The following is a 15,092-nucleotide window of genomic DNA, read 5'->3' as shown; positions in this document are numbered from 1 at the left end:
TTCCGGGCCGAGGCGTTTTTTTTGGTGCGCCGCCGTTGCACGCGAGCGGGCCGCCCGCGCCGCGAAGCATGCGAAGATGGCGCCGCGCCCCGGTCGCGGGCATACGACGGAGGCACGATGAATGGATGGTGGGCCGGCGCGACGTCCGGCGTCTGGCGGGAAGGCTTGTGGGATCTGCTCGAACGGCTGTGGGCGCTGCTCGTGCTGGTGTTCCATTTCCTGTTGTGGCTGTTGCGCTTTCTCGGCGGCGGCGGTTGAGCGTGCGGCCGCCCGCGCGCCGTTGACGATTCGCATGATTTCGCAACGAATCGGAACGGTAGAATCGACCGCGCGACACGAACGGCCCGCATCCCGACCGGCGATCGATACGGGCCGACGAGCTAACCACGAACCATGGGGTTGTGATGACGCGAATCATCGAATGGCTGGCGCTGGGCGGCATGTTGACCTTCGGCTCGGCGGCCCTGGCCGCTCAGGCGGCGGGCCATGCGGCGGCAAGCGACGCGCGCTACGCGCACGTCGAGCTGTACCAACGTTGGGAGCCGACCGTGCAGGGCGGCATCTCGGCCGCGCAATGCAACGGCGGCGCGCACGGCGAGATCGTGACGGGCTTCGGCGATTGGTCGCGCACGATCCGGATGGCCACCAACGGCGCGCCGGGCGGTTGCGTCATGCAACTGGCCGTCATCGATCCGGACCGCAGCCTGCAGGACTGGCAGCCGATCACGCGCTTCACGCCCACCGGCGACCCGGGCCAATGCGGCAACGCCGGGATCAACCGCGTGCCGGTGGTGCGCACGCTGGAGGAAGCGCGCGCGCAGGCGTCCGCCATCGTGGTCGATACCGACAACCGCCCCGGCGGCTGCGACCTGCAGTTCGCCACCAACGTGGCCGGCCCGCGCATCGGCGTGTGGTTCGACACCGAACGCAGCCGCGGCCCGTGGGACAACGGCTGCCAGATGACGGGCCAGCACGCCGCCACGGCCAACGAACCGGCCACCATCCATGTCGATACCGACGATGCCCGCTCGGCCTGCCTGTTCCAGATGGGCCTGTTCCCCGACCGCGATCCGCTCAAGCCGCACGCCACGGTGAGCTACCGGTGAGCGTGCAACGATCGGCGGGCCGCGGATGAATTCGGACGATTTCAAGGTGTTTCTGCACGTCGCGAAAACGCTCAGCATTTCGCGCACGGCGATGGAGTCGGGCACCAACCAGTCGACGGTGAGCCGGCGCATCGGTTTGCTGGAGGCGGAGCTGGGCGTGCGCCTGTTTCGCCGCAGCGGGCGCGGCGTGGAGCTGACCGAGCGCGGCCGGCACCTGCTCGGCTATGCGCAGACGCTCGAACGCACGCTCGACGAGGCACGCGAGGCGATGCGCAGCGGCGGCGGGCGCGGCCCCGAAAGCCTGACCATCGCCGCGCAGCCCACCGTCGCGCGCATCATGTTCGGCCGCCTCGGCAATCTGCTGAAGGCGCGCTATCCCGTTACACGCATCCGTTTCGTCGAGGGGCTGGCGAGCCAGATCCTCGGCCGCCTCAGCGACGGCGAGATCGATCTCGCGGTGATGTACGTGCCTGAGCATCGCGGCGCGATGCAGTTCGACGCGCTGCTGACCGAGGCGGTGTGCCTGGTCACCTATGCCGGCTATATGCTGCCGCCCGGGCCGTTCGACGTGCGCGAGCTGGGCCGGATTCCGCTGATCCTGCCGAGCACGCATCATGGGCTGCGCTTGCTGGTGGAAACGCTGGCCGAACGGCATGGCTTCACGCCGCAGATCGCGCTCGAATGCGACGGCTCGATCTCGCTGACCAAGCGCCTCGTGATGGAACGTTGCGGATGCACCGTGTTGCCGGCGGCATCGGTGGTGGAGGAGGTGGCGGGGGGACGGCTGCGCTGCTTCGCGCTGAGTACGCCGCCCGTCACGCGCGAGGTGGCGATCGCCTGGCCGCAGAACCGCGCGATGCCCGAGGGGGTGTGGGAGGTGACGCGCGCGATCCGCGATCTGGCCGCGACGCTGGTGGATGACGGCAGCTGGCCCGGCACGACGCTGCTTGCGCCGCAGGCGCCGGTTGGGGTGCCGGCTCCGCCCGAAGCTTAGGCGTCGCAGGCGTATTCGGGGGTAACCGGCGCGGTTCGCGCCGCCTGCCGGCGACGCGTTCCAGGGGGCCGAACCGCGTTCGAATCAAGCCCGAATACCGCACGAACCCGCCGAACCGCCCCAGCCCCTTCGATCTCAACCCAACCGATTCGCCGGCGTGATCTGCCGCGGATCGGTGCGCAACTCGATCACCGCGGGCACGCCGGCCTGGCGCGCGCGTTCGAACGCGGCCGGGAAATCCTCGGTGCGTGCCACGCGCTCGGCATGCGCGCCGAACGCGCGCGCCATCGCCACGAAATCCGGATTGACCAGCCGCGTGGCCGACACGCGCCCCGGATACTCGCGCTCCTGATGCATGCGGATGGTGCCGAGCATTGCGTTGTTGACGACGATCGCGATCAGCGGCGCGCCGAATTGCACGGCTGTGGCCAATTCCTGCGGATACATCATGAAGCAGCCGTCGCCGGCGAAGCACACCACCTCGCGCGCCGGAAACTTCAGCTTGGCGGCGATCGCGGCCGGGAAGCCGTAACCCATCGCGCCGTTGGTGGGCGCCAGCTCGGTGGCCATCCGGCGGTAGCGGTAGAAGCGATGCACCCACACCGTGTAGTTGCCCGCGCCGTTGGTGATCACCGCGTCGTCGGGCAGCACCGCGTCGAGATGCGCGACCACCTGCGCCAGATCCACGCCATCGAGTTCGGGCGAGGCCGGCGGCGGCGTGGAGTGGGCGATGTAATCGGCGCGCGCGGCGGCCGTCCAGTCGTGCCAGCGCTGCCGGATGGCCGCGTCGAGCGGCGCGAGCGCGTCGAGCGCCTGCGCGAAGACCGGCAGCGAGGCCGCGATCGGCAACGCCGCCTGATAGACGCGGCCCAATTCTTCGGGGTCCGGATGAACGTGGATCAGCGTCTGCTTCGTGACCGGGCTGTCGAACAGCGTATAGCCCGACGAAGTGGTTTCGGCGAGCCGCGAGCCGATCACCAGCAGCAGGTCGGCCGCCTTCGCGCGCGTGGCCAGCGCCGGCGACACGCCCAGGCCCAACTGGCCGACGTAATGCGGATCGCGGTTGTCGAGCAGATCCTGGCGGCGGAACGACGCCGCTACCGGCAGGTCGTTGGCCGCTGCGAAGCGCGCCAGCGCGGCGCAGCCGGCTTCGTCCCAGCCGGTGCCGCCCGCGATCACGAGCGGGCGCTCGGCCTGCGCCAGCCGCTCGCGCAGCTCCGCCATCGCCTGCGCGTCCGGCGCGGCGCGCGCGATGCGCACCGGCGGCGCGTCGGCCACCTCGGCCTCGGGCGCGTTGAACAGCACGTTCTCGGGCAGCGCGATCACCACCGGCCCCGGCCGGCCCGACATCGCCACGCTGAACGCGCGCGCGACGATTTCCGGAATCCGCTCGATGCGGTCGATCTCCACCACCCATTTCGCGAGTCCGCCGAACATGCGGCCGTAGTCCACTTCCTGGAACGCGCCGCGCCCCGCGAAGCCGCCCTCGATCTGGCCGATGAACAGCAGCATCGGCGTCGAATCCTCGTTGGCGGTGTGCACGCCGTTGCTCGCGTGCGTCGCGCCGGGGCCGCGCGTCACGAAGCAGATGCCGGGGCGGCCGGTCAGCTTGCCGTACGCGTCGGCCATGTTCGACGCCGCGCCCTCGTGGCGCGTGGTGATGGTGGCGATGCCCGGGGTGTCGTACAGCGCGTCGAGCACCGGCAGGTAGCTTTCGCCGGGCACGCAGTAGACGGTATCGGCGCCGTTGCGCACCAGCGCATCCACCAGCAGGCGGCCGCCGTTGCGCGGCTGGGTGAGGTCAGACATGGGTTTCAAGCTCCTTGTTGCGGGTTTCCGGCAGGAATACCGCGGCGATGAGGACGAGCACGTAGGACGCGGCGGCCCACATGCCGATCGATTTGGCGAGGCCCGCGGCGGCGCTCGTGAAGCCGACCGCGGCCGGCACCAGCGAGCCGATGCCGCGGCCGAAGTTGTACGAGAAGCCGCCGGCCGAGGCGCGGATCTGCGCCGGGAACAGCTCGGTGAAGCAGGCGCCCATCCCCGACACGATGCCCGACTGGAACAGGCCGAGCGGGAAGCCGAGCAGCAGCAGCGCGAGCGGCGGCAGGTGCAGCAGCGTGTAGGCCAGCACGGTCAGGATCGCGCCGGCCGCCGACAGCGCGAACGTGGCGCGGCGGCCGATGCCGTCGCTGAGGTAGGCCATGCCGATATAGCCGCAGAACGAGCCGAGCAGGTTCACGACCAGATAGAGCGTGGCGAGGTTGACGGGCAGGTTCTGCGTCTGGCGCAGGTAGGTGACGAGCCAGGTCAGGATCGTGTAGTTGCCGCCGAGCGCGCCGGCCGCCATCAGCGAGGCCAGCAGCGTGCGCGGCAGCACGCCGGGTGCGAACACCTGCGCGAACGTTTCCAGCATGCCGGTGCGGGCGCGATGCTCGGCCGCCGCCTCGAACGCCGCCGATTCGCCGACGTTGCGGCGCATCCAGAGCACCAGCAGGCCGGGCAGGATGCCGATCAGGAACAGCACGCGCCAGGCCAGATGCTCGGGCAGCGCGTTGAACAGCGCCCAGTAGGCGAGTGCGGCCAGCGCATAGCCCACCGGCCAGCCGCTCTGCACCGCGCCGACCGCGCGGCCGCGAATGCGCCTGTCCACCACCTCGCCGATCAGGATCGCGCCCGCGGCCCATTCGCCGCCGAAGCCGAGGCCCTGCAGGCTGCGCGTGAACAGCAACTGCTCGAAGCCGTTGGTGAACGCGGACAAGCCGGTAAACAACGAGAACCACAGGATCGCCAGCTTCAGCACGCGCACGCGGCCGATGCGGTCGGCCAGCACGCCCGCGATCACGCCGCCGATCGCCGACGACACCAGCGCCGAGGTGCCGATCACGCCGGCCTGCGCCTTGGTCATGCTCCACGCGCCGAGCAGCGTCGGAATCACGAACGCGAAGAACTGCACGTCCATCGCATCGAGCACCCAGCCCAGGAAGCATGCCCAGAAGGTTCGGCGCTGGGCGGGCGCCATCGTGCTGTACCACGGTTGCATGATCGATCGTCTCCTGCAGGCGGATGGGCGCCTGTCGTCTGTCGTTATGGGTGCGGCGAGGCGGCCCGAAGGCGCGGGTGGCGCGGGCTGCATCGTCGAACCGATTATGGCGACGGCCGCACGTGGCGCGTTGCGCCGGCCGCATAGCAGCTATGCGCGCGCGGCCCGGCGTGTTTCGGCATGCGAACGAAAGGCAATTGAAATGAATGCGAGGCATTCGGTAAGCCGGTGCTCGGACATCACGGTTGATTCCGGGACGACCGCGATCAACCTGTGCGGGCAGCTTTGCCGTCGGCCGAAGCCGCCACGGCAAAAACGAAACGCGGTTAACCCGCAATGATCAGTTGTCTAATGACATCTGTCCGAGCAGTCAGGACCACCAAAGAGTTTTCCCTCGGTCGCGCGGAGGCGCTGCGGCGACGGGCGCGAGTTTCGGATTCAAGTCGTTGAATCCTATATAAAACCTGCCTGAGAGGCAGATTCGGCGAGGTGGCCCTCTGCGGGTATGCACCAAGTGTACAAGCGTGGTTCTGGCCCGATAGACTCGCTTCCTAGTTGTACGACGTGAGACAGCGGGTGGCTGCCTGACAGTGATCGGACGACAAGACGGAACGCAGCGCGCAACGAACGCCGCCTGCCCGGCACGGCAAAACCAATACTCGATATTCCCTGAGGAGACTTGACCATGAAAACGATCTTCACGCGTACGCGCGTCACCGCCGCCGTCGTCGCGGTGCTCGCCGCGGCCACGACGATGTCCGCCGAGGCCCGCGTGTTCCGCTCGGCCGACGTCCACAGCGACACCTTCCCGACCAACATGGCCGTGAAGTTCATGAGCGACGAGATCAAGAAGGCGACCGACGGCAAGGATTCGATCAAGGTCTACGGCAACAGCGCGCTCGGTTCGGAGAACGAAACGGTCGACCAGGTGCGGATCGGCGCGATCGACATGGTTCGCGCGAACGGCGCGGCGTTCAACGAGATCGTGCCGGAATCGATGATCCCGTCGTTCCCGTTCCTGTTCCGCGACATCGAGCACTTCCGCAAGGTGATGTACGGCCCGGAAGGCCAGAAGATCCTCGACGCGTTCAAGGCCAAGGGCATGATCGCGCTGACGTTCTATGAAAGCGGCGCGCGCTCGATCTACGCGAAGCGCCCGGTCAAGTCGCCGGCCGACATGAAGGGCCTCAAGGTGCGCGTGCAACCGTCGGACCTGATGGTCGACGAGATCCGCGCGATGGGCGGCGTGCCGACCCCGATGCCGTTCTCGGAAGTCTATACGGGCCTGAAGACGGGCCTGGTGGATGCCGCCGAAAACAACCTGCCGTCGTACGACGAAACCAAGCACTACGAAGTGGCGACCGTGTTCTCGGAAACGCAGCACGCCATGACGCCGGAAGTGCTGGTGTTCTCGAAGAAGATCTGGGACACGCTGAGCCCGCAGGAACAGGCCGCGATCAAGAAGGCCGCCGCCGATTCCGTGCCGTACTACGTGAACCTGTGGACGGCGCGTGAAGCCGACGCGCGCACCGCCGTGCTGAAGGGCGGCGCGACCATCGTGCCGGCCGCGCAGATCGACCGCGCCGCGTTCGTGAAGGCGATGCAGCCGCTTTGGACCAAGTACGAGAAGACCCCGATGATGAAGCAGATCGTCGACGAGATTCAGCAGATCAAGTAACACCCGGTGCACGGGCCGCCGCGACAAGCGAGCGGCCCGCGCCCGTGCTTCAACGGCCGCGCGAGGCTTCGCCCGGCCGCGTTTCCTGTCCCGAGAGGTTCCCAATGAGGTTCATCAAGCACTCGAACGACGTGCTGTTCATGGCGCTCGCGGTGGTGGCGTCGGCGAGTCTCGTCGTGCTGACGGCCATGGTGTTCTACGCCGTGGTGATGCGCTACGTCTTCAACAACGCGCCCGATTTCGTCGAGCCGATCGCGCTGTTGCTGGTGATCGTGATCGCGATGTTCGGCGCCGCGATGAAGGTGCGCGACGGCGGCCATATCGGCCTCGATTCGTTCGTGCGGCGGCTTTCGCCCAAGGCGCAGACGGTCGTGCACGCCTTCCAGCATCTCTGCCTGATGGCGTTCGCCGTGGCGATCATCGCCGGCTGCTATCAAATGGCCGAAACCACCTTCGAGGATCGCATCCCGATCATCGGCCTGCCCGAATCGGTCCGTTATCTGATCCCGATGCCGGCCGGCCTGGCCATCATCCTGTTCTCGCTCGAGCACCTGCTTGCGCTGCGCAAACGCAACCGAACCTGACCCAACATGGAACTCGCAATCCTTTCCATCAGCTTCCTGCTGCTGCTGTTTCTCGGGGTGCCCGTCTCGTTCGCGCTCGGGCTCGCCTGCGTCGCGACCTATCTCGCCGAGGGCCTGCCGATCGCCACCGCGATGCAGTCGGTCATCTCCGGGATGAACGCGTTCTCGTTCCTGGCGGTGCCGTTCTTCATCTTCTCGGGCGAACTGATGCTGCACGGCGGCATCGCCGACCGCATTTTGAAGTTCGCGCAGGCGATCGTCGGCCACTTCCGCGGCGGCCTCGGCATGGCCAACGTGGTGGCCTGCACGCTGTTCGGCGGCGTGTCCGGTTCGCCGACCGCCGACACCTCGGCGATGGGCGGCGTGGTGATTCCGCTGATGAAGCGCGAAGGCTACAGCGCCGCGTACGCCGTCAACGTCACGACCCACGCCTCGCTGGCCGGCGCGCTGATGCCGACCTCGACCAACATGATCATCTACGCGTTCGCCGCGCAGGGCATCGTGGGCATGCTCAACGGCCAGCGCGTGAGCGGCGTGTCGATCGGCGACCTGCTGTTCTCGGGCCTGCTGCCGGTGCTGTGGGTGATGGGCTTCGTGCTGCTCGCCGCCTATTGGCAGGCGCGCCGCTACGGCTATCCGCGCCGCGCCGACGGCAGCACCGCGCTGCAGAAGTTCCCGGGCTGGGCTGCGGTGGCGCGTGCGTTCGCCGGCGCGTTGCCGGGCCTCGGCGTGATCGCGATCATCCTGGTGTGCGTGGCCAAGGGCATTGCGACCGCCACCGAGGCGGCCGCGATCGCGGTGGTGTATTCGCTGGTGCTGACGATCTTCATCTACCGCACGCTGACCATGAAGAAGCTGATGCGCGCGCTGTCGCACGCCGCGCGCACGACCGGCGTGGTGCTGCTGCTGATCGCCGTATCGAACATGCTGCGCTTCCAGATGTCGTACCTGGAAATTCCCGATTCGATCGAGCACCTGCTGCTGCAATCGAACGCGCAGCCGTGGCTGATGCTGCTGTACATCAACATCCTGCAGGTGTTCCTCGGCACGTTCGTGGACATGGCCGCGCACATCCTGATCACCACGCCGCTGTTCCTGCCGATCGCGATGGCGTGCGGCGTGGGGCCGGTGCAGTTCGGGATCATGCTGCTGCTGAACTGCTCGCTGGGCCTCGTGCATCCGCCGATCGGCTCGGTGCAGTTCGTGGGCTGCGCGATCGGGGAGGTGTCGATCGGCGAGACCACCAAGACGGCCTGGCCGTATTACCTGGCGATCTTCAGCGCGATCAACATCGTGACCTACTGGCCGTTCTTCTCGACCTGGCTGCCGAGCGTGATCAGCGGGCACCCGGTGTTCTGATTCTGATCGAATGATTGGCCGGCCCGAGTGAGGGTTCGGGCCGGTGCAAAGCAAAACGCCAGGCGCGGAGGAATCCGCGCCTGGCGTTTTTCATGGGGCGTCGTGCATCAGAGCCGGATCAAGGGCGGCGCATCGGCATCGGGACCATCGGTCAGCATCGGGTCGTCGAGAAAATGCCGATGAATGGCCGAGCCGTCGAAGCGCTCCATCGAGATTCGCGACCGGCCGAACAGCGCGGGCGTCGCCCAATCGCCGAGCGCCAGTGCCGGGTAGCCGTGCACGCGTCGCGATGGGTAGACGAAGCCGTCGGGACGTGCATCGGCGGCCAGCGTCAGCATCGCGTTGCGCAGCCGCAGGCCGAGCCATTGGCAGGCTTCGTGATCGGGCGAGCCGATGATGTCGTGGATGCCCAACCGGCTGCAGTGGTCGAGGCCGAGATGCCAGAGCACCAGCGGCCTGGCGAAGCGGACCCGTGCGATCACGCCGTGATCGAGGGCTTGCGGCGACACATGGAAGCCGTTGCCCGCGCCGCGGTTGTTGCGCACGAGCTGGCTCTCCCAGGCCGCGACCGCGTCGTCCGTGGCGAGGTAGAGCCAGGTGAACGGCAGGCGATGGTCGCGACGCACGAGTTCGAGCGGCGGCCCGAACCGGTGAGGGGTGAACGGTGATGCCGTGGCGACGTACTTCTCGTTGTCGATGGCGCGCACGAACACCTGGCTCGGATGGTAGGTATAGGTGCGGCCGTCAAGGGCGCGAAGAATGGCTTCGGTGGTTGGGACGATCTCCGTCAGATAGCCCGGAAGCGGTGCATCGATGAGGGTTGGCCTGCTCACATTGCAGTCTCAGTCGGGATCCTCGGCCTGGAGCTTCGCGAGTGCGATGACCTTGTCGAGCCGTGCGCCTTGCGAAAGACCGAGCATTCGCGTTTGCGCTTGCGCCAAGGGGCCGCGATCGGCAAACGGCAGGCCGGCGATCACTTCCGCGGGCGACAGTTCGTTCAGCGAATCTTGCTCGGTCAGGAAAAAGCCGTGAATCCGTGTTCTCGACTTCCGTTGGAGGATGCGAAGCACGCCGGGCATGATCGACGGTATGTCGCCGACGAATTGCCAGGCGGGGTAGGCGCGGCCGTTCTGCATGCCTGCCGGGATGACGCTGTAGAAGCGTGTGCCGTCACCGCGGTAAAGCGTGCTCCTGGACATGCCCGATTGCTCGAGTACCTCCTCGGGGCTCAATCTGGAAACCGGCAAACCCTGTTGCGCGACCGATGCCGCACGCGAATGCGATCGCTCCAGCCCGAGAATCTTGCGCAGCGACGCGGCCAATGCACTGCGCATCGTGGCCTGGAGCAGGATGTCGTCGCGCTCCAAGTGCTTGCGTTCGAGTTCGGCGGAGGCGCCGCACAGCAGATCCGCCGCCACGCGGTCGAGCAGCTTTTCCGGGTCGCCCGAGTAATGCCCGGTTGCGAGTGCGATCAGGTCGGCACGCGTTGCGGTTTTTTTTCTGCGGGTTGCGAGTTCCATGGGCAGCTCCTTCAGCAAACCGAGGGGGGCGCCGTGAGCGGCGCGACGTTATGTTGTTCAGCTTCGAGGCGCGCGAGCAGTGCGGCGCGCTTGGCTCCTTCGGGCACGGCGCGCGACAGCGATTTGTCGGCCCGGGCCAGCCTGTCGCGGGTGGCGTCGAGTTCCGACAGAACGGTTTTCCTGATCCTGCCGCACTCGTTGGCGGACAGGGCGATCGCTCGATCCCGGTTCGACATGTCGGTGTTTCCAGCCCGGAAAGCATGAAGGAGTCACGACTCTAGCATATTTCTCATTTGTCCCATTTATCCCGTTTTTCTCAAATACTCGATGTGGACGTGACATAGCATCCGGCACGAACGGCAGGTGACGAGCGGCTACAGGGTGCGAAATGGGAAAGCGGGCGGGGAGAGCGGAAGGTTTGCTACGGATGGCGAAGCATGGGTAGTGACGTGCGCCGCGTGGTGCGGGCAAACCGGCCATCGTTGCGACGGCCGGTTTCGATCAGCCTGCGTAACGCTTAATGCACCCAGTGGCAGCTGCGATGGTGGTGGTGATCGAAATGGCAAACCTTGTGCGGGCGGGCTTCCGCGTTCGTCACGAGGAGGGCGAGCGTCACGGCCAGGGCCGATGCGAGCAGCGTTTTTTTCATGGAGATGTCCTGAACGGAATAGTGTGGTTGTAGTACCGGATACGCCGTGTCGTGGCGGCCGACGTCATCGATGGGCTTGCGTGATCCGGGTTCGTTGCCGAACGAACTCGATGATACGAAGCCGGCTTATTTCAGGTGCAACGGTTTGTAACCATCCATTTAAAACAGCATTCAATTGGCTTTCGGTCGTGAATATTCGCGACTGGTCATGGCCCTGTCACAGGCGCTCATGGGCATTCCGACCGCTTCAGATCGGAAACTGCGTGGTCGACAAAATTTCCTTCAGGACCACGAACGTGCGGATCTGCCGAACCCCGGGCAGATAGAGCAATTGCTCGGCGTGCAGCCGGTTGAAGGTTTCGCTGTCGCGTGTGCGCACCAGCATGAACGCATCGAACTCGCCGGTCACCACATGGCATTCCATGCAGCCCGACACCTTCTGCGCGGCCTTCTCGAACGCGGCGAACGATTCGGGCGTGGAGCGATCGAGCACCACGCCGATCATGACCAGCATTCCGGCATTGAGCGCCTTCGGCTCCAGCAACGCCACCACGCCGCGAATCAGGCCCGCATCCTTCAGTTTCTCGACACGCCGCAGGCAGGCCGGCGGGCTCAGGTTCACGCGCGCGGCGAGCGCGACGTTCGAGACCGAGGCGTCCTTCTGCAACGCCCGCAGGATCGCGCGGTCGGTGCGGTCCAGTGCGGCGCCCGCCGCCTCGGCCTTGGCCCGGGCGGACGTCGTGCTTTCCGATGTTCGTTTTGTTGCGCACATGGGTGAGTTTTCCTAATGAAATTCCGCCTGATTATCCATCTGTTTTCCAAACATCGAAAATCGACAATTTATTCGCAACCCTGGTTCGTTCGATCGCTTCTACGATGATCGGGTCGTTTCGATGACAGCCGCACGACGGCGCCGGGCCATGCCGGCGCCGCGCGCCACGACCGAATCCATCGCCCAAGGAGCGCAGCATGAACCTTCAGAAATTCCCGCGTTACCCGCTAACCTTCGGCCCGACGCCGATCCAGCCGCTCAAGCGGCTCAGTGCGCATCTGGGCGGCAAGGTCGAGCTGTACGCGAAGCGCGAGGACTGCAACAGCGGCCTCGCGTTCGGCGGCAACAAGACCCGCAAGCTCGAATACCTGATCCCCGACGCGATCGCGCAGGGCGCCGACACGCTGGTGTCGATCGGCGGCGTGCAGTCGAACCAGACGCGCCAGGTGGCGGCGGTGGCCGCGCATCTCGGCATGAAGTGCGTGCTGGTGCAGGAGAACTGGGTCAACTACAGCGATGCCGTGTACGACCGGGTCGGCAATATCCAACTGTCGCGCATGATGGGCGCCGACGTGCGGCTGGTGCCGGACGGCTTCGACATCGGCATCCGCAAGAGCTGGGAAGAGGCGATGGCCGACGTGCGCGCCAGCGGCGGCAAGCCGTATCCGATTCCGGCCGGCTGCTCCGAGCATCCGCTGGGCGGCCTCGGTTTCGTGGGCTTTGCCGAGGAAGTGCGCGCGCAGGAAGCCGAGCTGGGGTTCCGCTTCGACTACATCGTGGTGTGCTCGGTCACGGGCAGCACGCAGGCCGGCATGGTGGTGGGCTTCGCGGCCGACGGGCGCGCCGATCGCGTGATCGGCATCGACGCCTCGGCCAAGCCGGCGCAGACGCGCGAGCAGATCCTGCGCATCGCGCGCGGCACCGCCGATCGCGTCGAGCTGGGCCGTGCGATCACGGAGGCCGACGTGGTGCTCGACGAGCGCTTCGGCGGCCCCGAATACGGCCTGCCGAGCGAGGGCACGCTGGAGGCGATCCGCCTGTCGGCGAAGTTCGAGGGCATGCTGACCGATCCGGTGTACGAAGGAAAATCGATGCACGGCATGATCGAGAAAGTACGGCTCGGCGAGTTCCCGGCCGGCTCGAAGGTGCTGTATGCGCATCTGGGCGGCGTGCCGGCGTTGAGCGCCTACAGCTACTTGTTCCGCGACGGTTGATGCGGTAGCGGCAGTAGCGGCATCGCCCCAAGGGCCGGCTGGCGCGTTGCGTCGCCGGCCCTTCGCGCTTCGATCACGATTCGTGATGACGCCATCAGCAAACAGCATTGGCGAGGCGCGGCGGCATGTTGTTTACTTGGCGCACCGCCGCAGCGCGCCGATTCCCGGCCGCGCGCGGCGTGCACACAAAAGATACGGAGAACAGGCATGGGAGACGTCAATCGCCTGTTCCGGCTCGACGGGCGCCGCGCGCTCGTGACCGGGTCGGGACGCGGCATCGGCTTGGCACTCGCGCGCGGCCTCGCCGAAGCCGGCGCCAGCATCGCGATCAACGATCGCAATCCCGAGAAGGCGGCTGCGCTGGCCGCCACGTTCCGCGAGCAGGGCTTCGACGCCGCGCCCGCGGTGTTCGACGTGACCGATTCGGCGCAGGCCACGGCCGCGATCGACGCGTTCGAGGCCGAGGTCGGCCCGATCGACATCCTCGTCAACAACGCCGGCATCCAGCGCCGCGCGCCGCTCGACCAGTTCGCGGACGACGACTGGCACGCGCTGATGCGCGTCAATCTCGACGGCGCGTTCATCGTGTCGCGCGCGGTGGCGCGCCACATGATCGCGCGCGGCCACGGCAAGATCGTCAACATCTGCTCGGTGCAGAGCGAACTCGCGCGGCCCTCGATCGCGCCGTACGCGGCCTCGAAGGGCGCGCTGCGGATGCTGACCAAGGGCATGTGCGCGGACTGGGCGCGCCACGGTATCCAGGCCAACGGCCTCGCGCCGGGCTACTTCGAAACCGAACTGAATCAGGCGCTGGTCAACGATCCGGCGTTCAACGACTGGATCTGCAAGCGCACCCCGGCCGGCCGCTGGGGCCGCGTCGACGAGCTGTGCGGCGCGGCGGTGTTTCTCGCCTCGGCGGCGGCCGATTTCATCAACGGCCAGACCTTGTTCGTCGACGGCGGCCTGACGAGCACGGTATGAGCGACGCACACGTTATCCTTCAGGAACCCGAAGAAACAGGAGGACGCCCCATGAAACTGCGTTGCATGTGTCTCGTCATTCACGCACCGAACGATCTGCGTTACGAAGCCGGCGAAGTCGAAACGCCGGGCGCCGGCCAGGTGCGGGTGCAGGTTGCGATGGGCGGCATTTGCGGCTCCGACCTGCATTATTTCCGGCACGGCGGCTTCGGCGCGATCCGCCTGCAGCAGCCGATGGTGCTCGGCCATGAAGTGGCCGGCACGGTGGTGGAAGTGGGCGAGGGCGTGACCGACGTGCGCGTGGGCGACCGCGTGGCCGTCAACCCGAGCCGCCCGTGCGGCAAGTGCAAGTTCTGCCTCGAAGGCCTGCCGAACCAGTGCCTCGACATGCGCTTCTACGGCAGCGCGATGCGCATGCCGCACATCCAGGGCGCGTTTCGCGGCGCGCTCGTGTGCGACGCGGTGCAGTGCGTGAAGGTGGCCGACCATGTGCCGTTCACGCTGGCCGCGATGGCCGAGCCGTTCGCGGTGGGCCTGCACGCCGTGTCGCGCGCCGGCCCGCTGATCGGGCGGCGCGTGCTGGTGTCGGGCTGCGGGCCGATCGGCGCGCTGGCGGTGGCCGCCGCGAAGGCGCACGGCGCGCGCGAGGTGGTGGCCACCGACGTGGTGGACGAGCCGCTGGCCGTGGCGAAGGCGCTCGGCGCGGATCGCACCATCAACGTCGCCGCCGATCCCGAATGGACCCGGGCGTTCTCGGCCGACAAGGGCACGTTCGACGTGATGATCGAGTGCTCGGGCAACGAGCGCGCGCTGCGCGACGGGCTCGATGCGCTGCGCCCGCGCGGCGTGGTGGTGCAGCTCGGCCTCGGTGGTGACGTGGCGATTCCGCAGAACGTGGTGGTGGCCAAGGAGCTGACGATCTGCGGGTCGTTCCGCTTCCATTCGGAATTCGCGCTCGCGGTGCAGTTGATCAACGAGGGCCGCGTGGATCTTGCGCCGGCCATCACGCGTGTGTTCCCGGCGCGCGAGGCCAACGAGGCGTTCGCGCTGGCCGGCGACCGCCGCCGCGCGATGAAGGTGCTGATCGACTTCGAGGAGGCGGCGCTCGACGCGTGAGTGCCGCGGCGGTCCGTGCGTCAGGGGCCGCGCCTTGGAGCCCGTGCGTTGGAGTTCGTGCTTCAGAGTCGTGCGTC

16 protein-coding genes are annotated in these 15,092 nt (G+C 67.1%); 9 read left to right on the top strand and 7 right to left on the bottom strand.

The window, feature by feature from the left end:
- Positions 1-117 precede the first annotated feature (117 nt).
- The 3 genes from ACYP33_RS01810 to ACYP33_RS01800 all read left to right on the top strand — a co-directional run bounded on the left by ACYP33_RS01810 (position 118) and on the right by ACYP33_RS01800 (position 2,100).
- Entirely contained in the window at positions 118-258 is a 141-nt protein-coding gene (locus tag ACYP33_RS01810; RefSeq protein ID WP_414439446.1) for a hypothetical protein, read from the top strand.
- A 146-nt stretch (positions 259-404) separates the two neighbouring features.
- A complete protein-coding gene (locus ACYP33_RS01805; protein ID WP_414447376.1) occupies positions 405-1,106 on the top strand; it encodes a hypothetical protein in 702 nt (233 codons plus the stop codon).
- Positions 1,107-1,131: 25 nt separating this feature from the next.
- On the top strand, positions 1,132-2,100 hold the full coding sequence (locus tag ACYP33_RS01800; RefSeq protein ID WP_459619336.1) for a LysR family transcriptional regulator: 969 nt from the start codon (positions 1,132-1,134) through the stop codon (positions 2,098-2,100).
- A 135-nt stretch (positions 2,101-2,235) separates the two neighbouring features.
- On the opposite strand, the gene ACYP33_RS01795 is transcribed toward ACYP33_RS01800, so the two are convergent.
- Positions 2,236-3,909 (bottom strand): thiamine pyrophosphate-binding protein, encoded by a 1,674-nt coding sequence (locus tag ACYP33_RS01795; RefSeq protein WP_459619334.1) that lies wholly within the window; start codon positions 3,907-3,909, stop codon positions 2,236-2,238.
- Positions 3,902-5,143, bottom strand: coding sequence for an MFS transporter (locus tag ACYP33_RS01790; protein ID WP_414447379.1), 1,242 nt, complete (start codon positions 5,141-5,143; stop codon positions 3,902-3,904). Before ACYP33_RS01790 ends, ACYP33_RS01795 begins: the two co-directional genes overlap by 8 nt.
- 685 nt (positions 5,144-5,828) lie before the next feature.
- Here ACYP33_RS01790 and ACYP33_RS01785 point away from each other — a divergent pair.
- The 3 genes from ACYP33_RS01785 to ACYP33_RS01775 all read left to right on the top strand — a co-directional run bounded on the left by ACYP33_RS01785 (position 5,829) and on the right by ACYP33_RS01775 (position 8,764).
- Positions 5,829-6,821: a TRAP transporter substrate-binding protein gene (locus ACYP33_RS01785; protein ID WP_414447380.1), complete on the top strand. Its 993-nt coding sequence runs from the start codon at positions 5,829-5,831 to the stop codon at positions 6,819-6,821.
- Positions 6,822-6,925: 104 nt separating this feature from the next.
- Entirely contained in the window at positions 6,926-7,405 is a 480-nt protein-coding gene (locus tag ACYP33_RS01780; protein ID WP_414447381.1) for a TRAP transporter small permease, read from the top strand.
- A gap of 6 nt (positions 7,406-7,411) precedes the next feature.
- A complete protein-coding gene (locus ACYP33_RS01775) occupies positions 7,412-8,764 on the top strand; it encodes a TRAP transporter large permease (protein ID WP_414439439.1) in 1,353 nt (450 codons plus the stop codon).
- A 107-nt stretch (positions 8,765-8,871) separates the two neighbouring features.
- Here ACYP33_RS01775 and ACYP33_RS01770 read toward each other — a convergent pair whose 3' ends face one another.
- The 5 genes from ACYP33_RS01770 to ACYP33_RS01750 form a co-directional block, all read right to left on the bottom strand.
- Positions 8,872-9,597, bottom strand: coding sequence for an RES domain-containing protein (locus tag ACYP33_RS01770; protein WP_459619331.1), 726 nt, complete (start codon positions 9,595-9,597; stop codon positions 8,872-8,874).
- A gap of 9 nt (positions 9,598-9,606) precedes the next feature.
- Positions 9,607-10,302 carry a hypothetical protein gene (locus tag ACYP33_RS01765; RefSeq protein ID WP_459619329.1) on the bottom strand — a complete coding sequence of 232 codons (696 nt, stop codon included), beginning with the start codon at positions 10,300-10,302 and terminating at the stop codon, positions 9,607-9,609.
- Entirely contained in the window at positions 10,296-10,520 is a 225-nt protein-coding gene (locus ACYP33_RS01760) for a hypothetical protein (protein WP_459619327.1), read from the bottom strand. The genes ACYP33_RS01765 and ACYP33_RS01760 overlap by 7 nt, the downstream gene beginning before the upstream one ends.
- Positions 10,521-10,801: 281 nt before the next feature.
- Entirely contained in the window at positions 10,802-10,933 is a 132-nt protein-coding gene (locus ACYP33_RS01755; RefSeq protein WP_414439435.1) for an HHHH-motif protein, read from the bottom strand.
- A 247-nt stretch (positions 10,934-11,180) separates the two neighbouring features.
- The gene (locus ACYP33_RS01750; RefSeq protein WP_459619324.1) at positions 11,181-11,705 is read right to left on the bottom strand and encodes an Lrp/AsnC family transcriptional regulator; all 525 of its coding nucleotides are present in this window, start codon (positions 11,703-11,705) and stop codon (positions 11,181-11,183) included.
- Between the two features lie 197 nt (positions 11,706-11,902).
- Between ACYP33_RS01750 and ACYP33_RS01745 the strand changes: the two genes are divergently transcribed.
- From ACYP33_RS01745 to ACYP33_RS01735, 3 genes are all read left to right on the top strand, one after another.
- On the top strand, positions 11,903-12,919 hold the full coding sequence (locus tag ACYP33_RS01745) for a 1-aminocyclopropane-1-carboxylate deaminase (protein WP_459619322.1): 1,017 nt from the start codon (positions 11,903-11,905) through the stop codon (positions 12,917-12,919).
- Positions 12,920-13,126: 207 nt separating this feature from the next.
- Positions 13,127-13,900 (top strand): SDR family NAD(P)-dependent oxidoreductase, encoded by a 774-nt coding sequence (locus ACYP33_RS01740; RefSeq protein ID WP_414447386.1) that lies wholly within the window; start codon positions 13,127-13,129, stop codon positions 13,898-13,900.
- 50 nt (positions 13,901-13,950) lie between these two features.
- A complete protein-coding gene (locus ACYP33_RS01735) occupies positions 13,951-15,015 on the top strand; it encodes an L-idonate 5-dehydrogenase (protein WP_414447387.1) in 1,065 nt (354 codons plus the stop codon).
- Positions 15,016-15,092 lie beyond the last annotated feature (77 nt).

Source organism: Burkholderia sp. 3C (assembly GCF_054589155.1).
The sequence above is the reverse complement of the archived record's forward strand: the minus strand, read 5'-3'. Positions and strand labels throughout refer to the sequence as shown.

Bases quoted from the DNA above. Each gene is read 5' to 3' on its own strand.
- ACYP33_RS01805 (WP_414447376.1), top strand. From the start codon at position 405: ATGACGCGAATCATCGAATGGCTGGCGCTGGGCGGCATGTTGACCTTC.
- ACYP33_RS01760 (WP_459619327.1), bottom strand. From the start codon at position 10,520: ATGTCGAACCGGGATCGAGCGATCGCCCTGTCCGCCAACGAGTGCGGC.
- ACYP33_RS01795 (WP_459619334.1), bottom strand. From the start codon at position 3,909: ATGTCTGACCTCACCCAGCCGCGCAACGGCGGCCGCCTGCTGGTGGAT.
- ACYP33_RS01810 (WP_414439446.1), top strand. From the start codon at position 118: ATGAATGGATGGTGGGCCGGCGCGACGTCCGGCGTCTGGCGGGAAGGC.
- ACYP33_RS01800 (WP_459619336.1), top strand. From the start codon at position 1,132: ATGAATTCGGACGATTTCAAGGTGTTTCTGCACGTCGCGAAAACGCTC.
- ACYP33_RS01745 (WP_459619322.1), top strand. From the start codon at position 11,903: ATGAACCTTCAGAAATTCCCGCGTTACCCGCTAACCTTCGGCCCGACG.
- ACYP33_RS01740 (WP_414447386.1), top strand. From the start codon at position 13,127: ATGGGAGACGTCAATCGCCTGTTCCGGCTCGACGGGCGCCGCGCGCTC.
- ACYP33_RS01775 (WP_414439439.1), top strand. From the start codon at position 7,412: ATGGAACTCGCAATCCTTTCCATCAGCTTCCTGCTGCTGCTGTTTCTC.
- ACYP33_RS01790 (WP_414447379.1), bottom strand. From the start codon at position 5,143: ATGCAACCGTGGTACAGCACGATGGCGCCCGCCCAGCGCCGAACCTTC.
- ACYP33_RS01750 (WP_459619324.1), bottom strand. From the start codon at position 11,705: ATGTGCGCAACAAAACGAACATCGGAAAGCACGACGTCCGCCCGGGCC.
- ACYP33_RS01735 (WP_414447387.1), top strand. From the start codon at position 13,951: ATGAAACTGCGTTGCATGTGTCTCGTCATTCACGCACCGAACGATCTG.
- ACYP33_RS01780 (WP_414447381.1), top strand. From the start codon at position 6,926: ATGAGGTTCATCAAGCACTCGAACGACGTGCTGTTCATGGCGCTCGCG.
- ACYP33_RS01785 (WP_414447380.1), top strand. From the start codon at position 5,829: ATGAAAACGATCTTCACGCGTACGCGCGTCACCGCCGCCGTCGTCGCG.
- ACYP33_RS01755 (WP_414439435.1), bottom strand. From the start codon at position 10,933: ATGAAAAAAACGCTGCTCGCATCGGCCCTGGCCGTGACGCTCGCCCTC.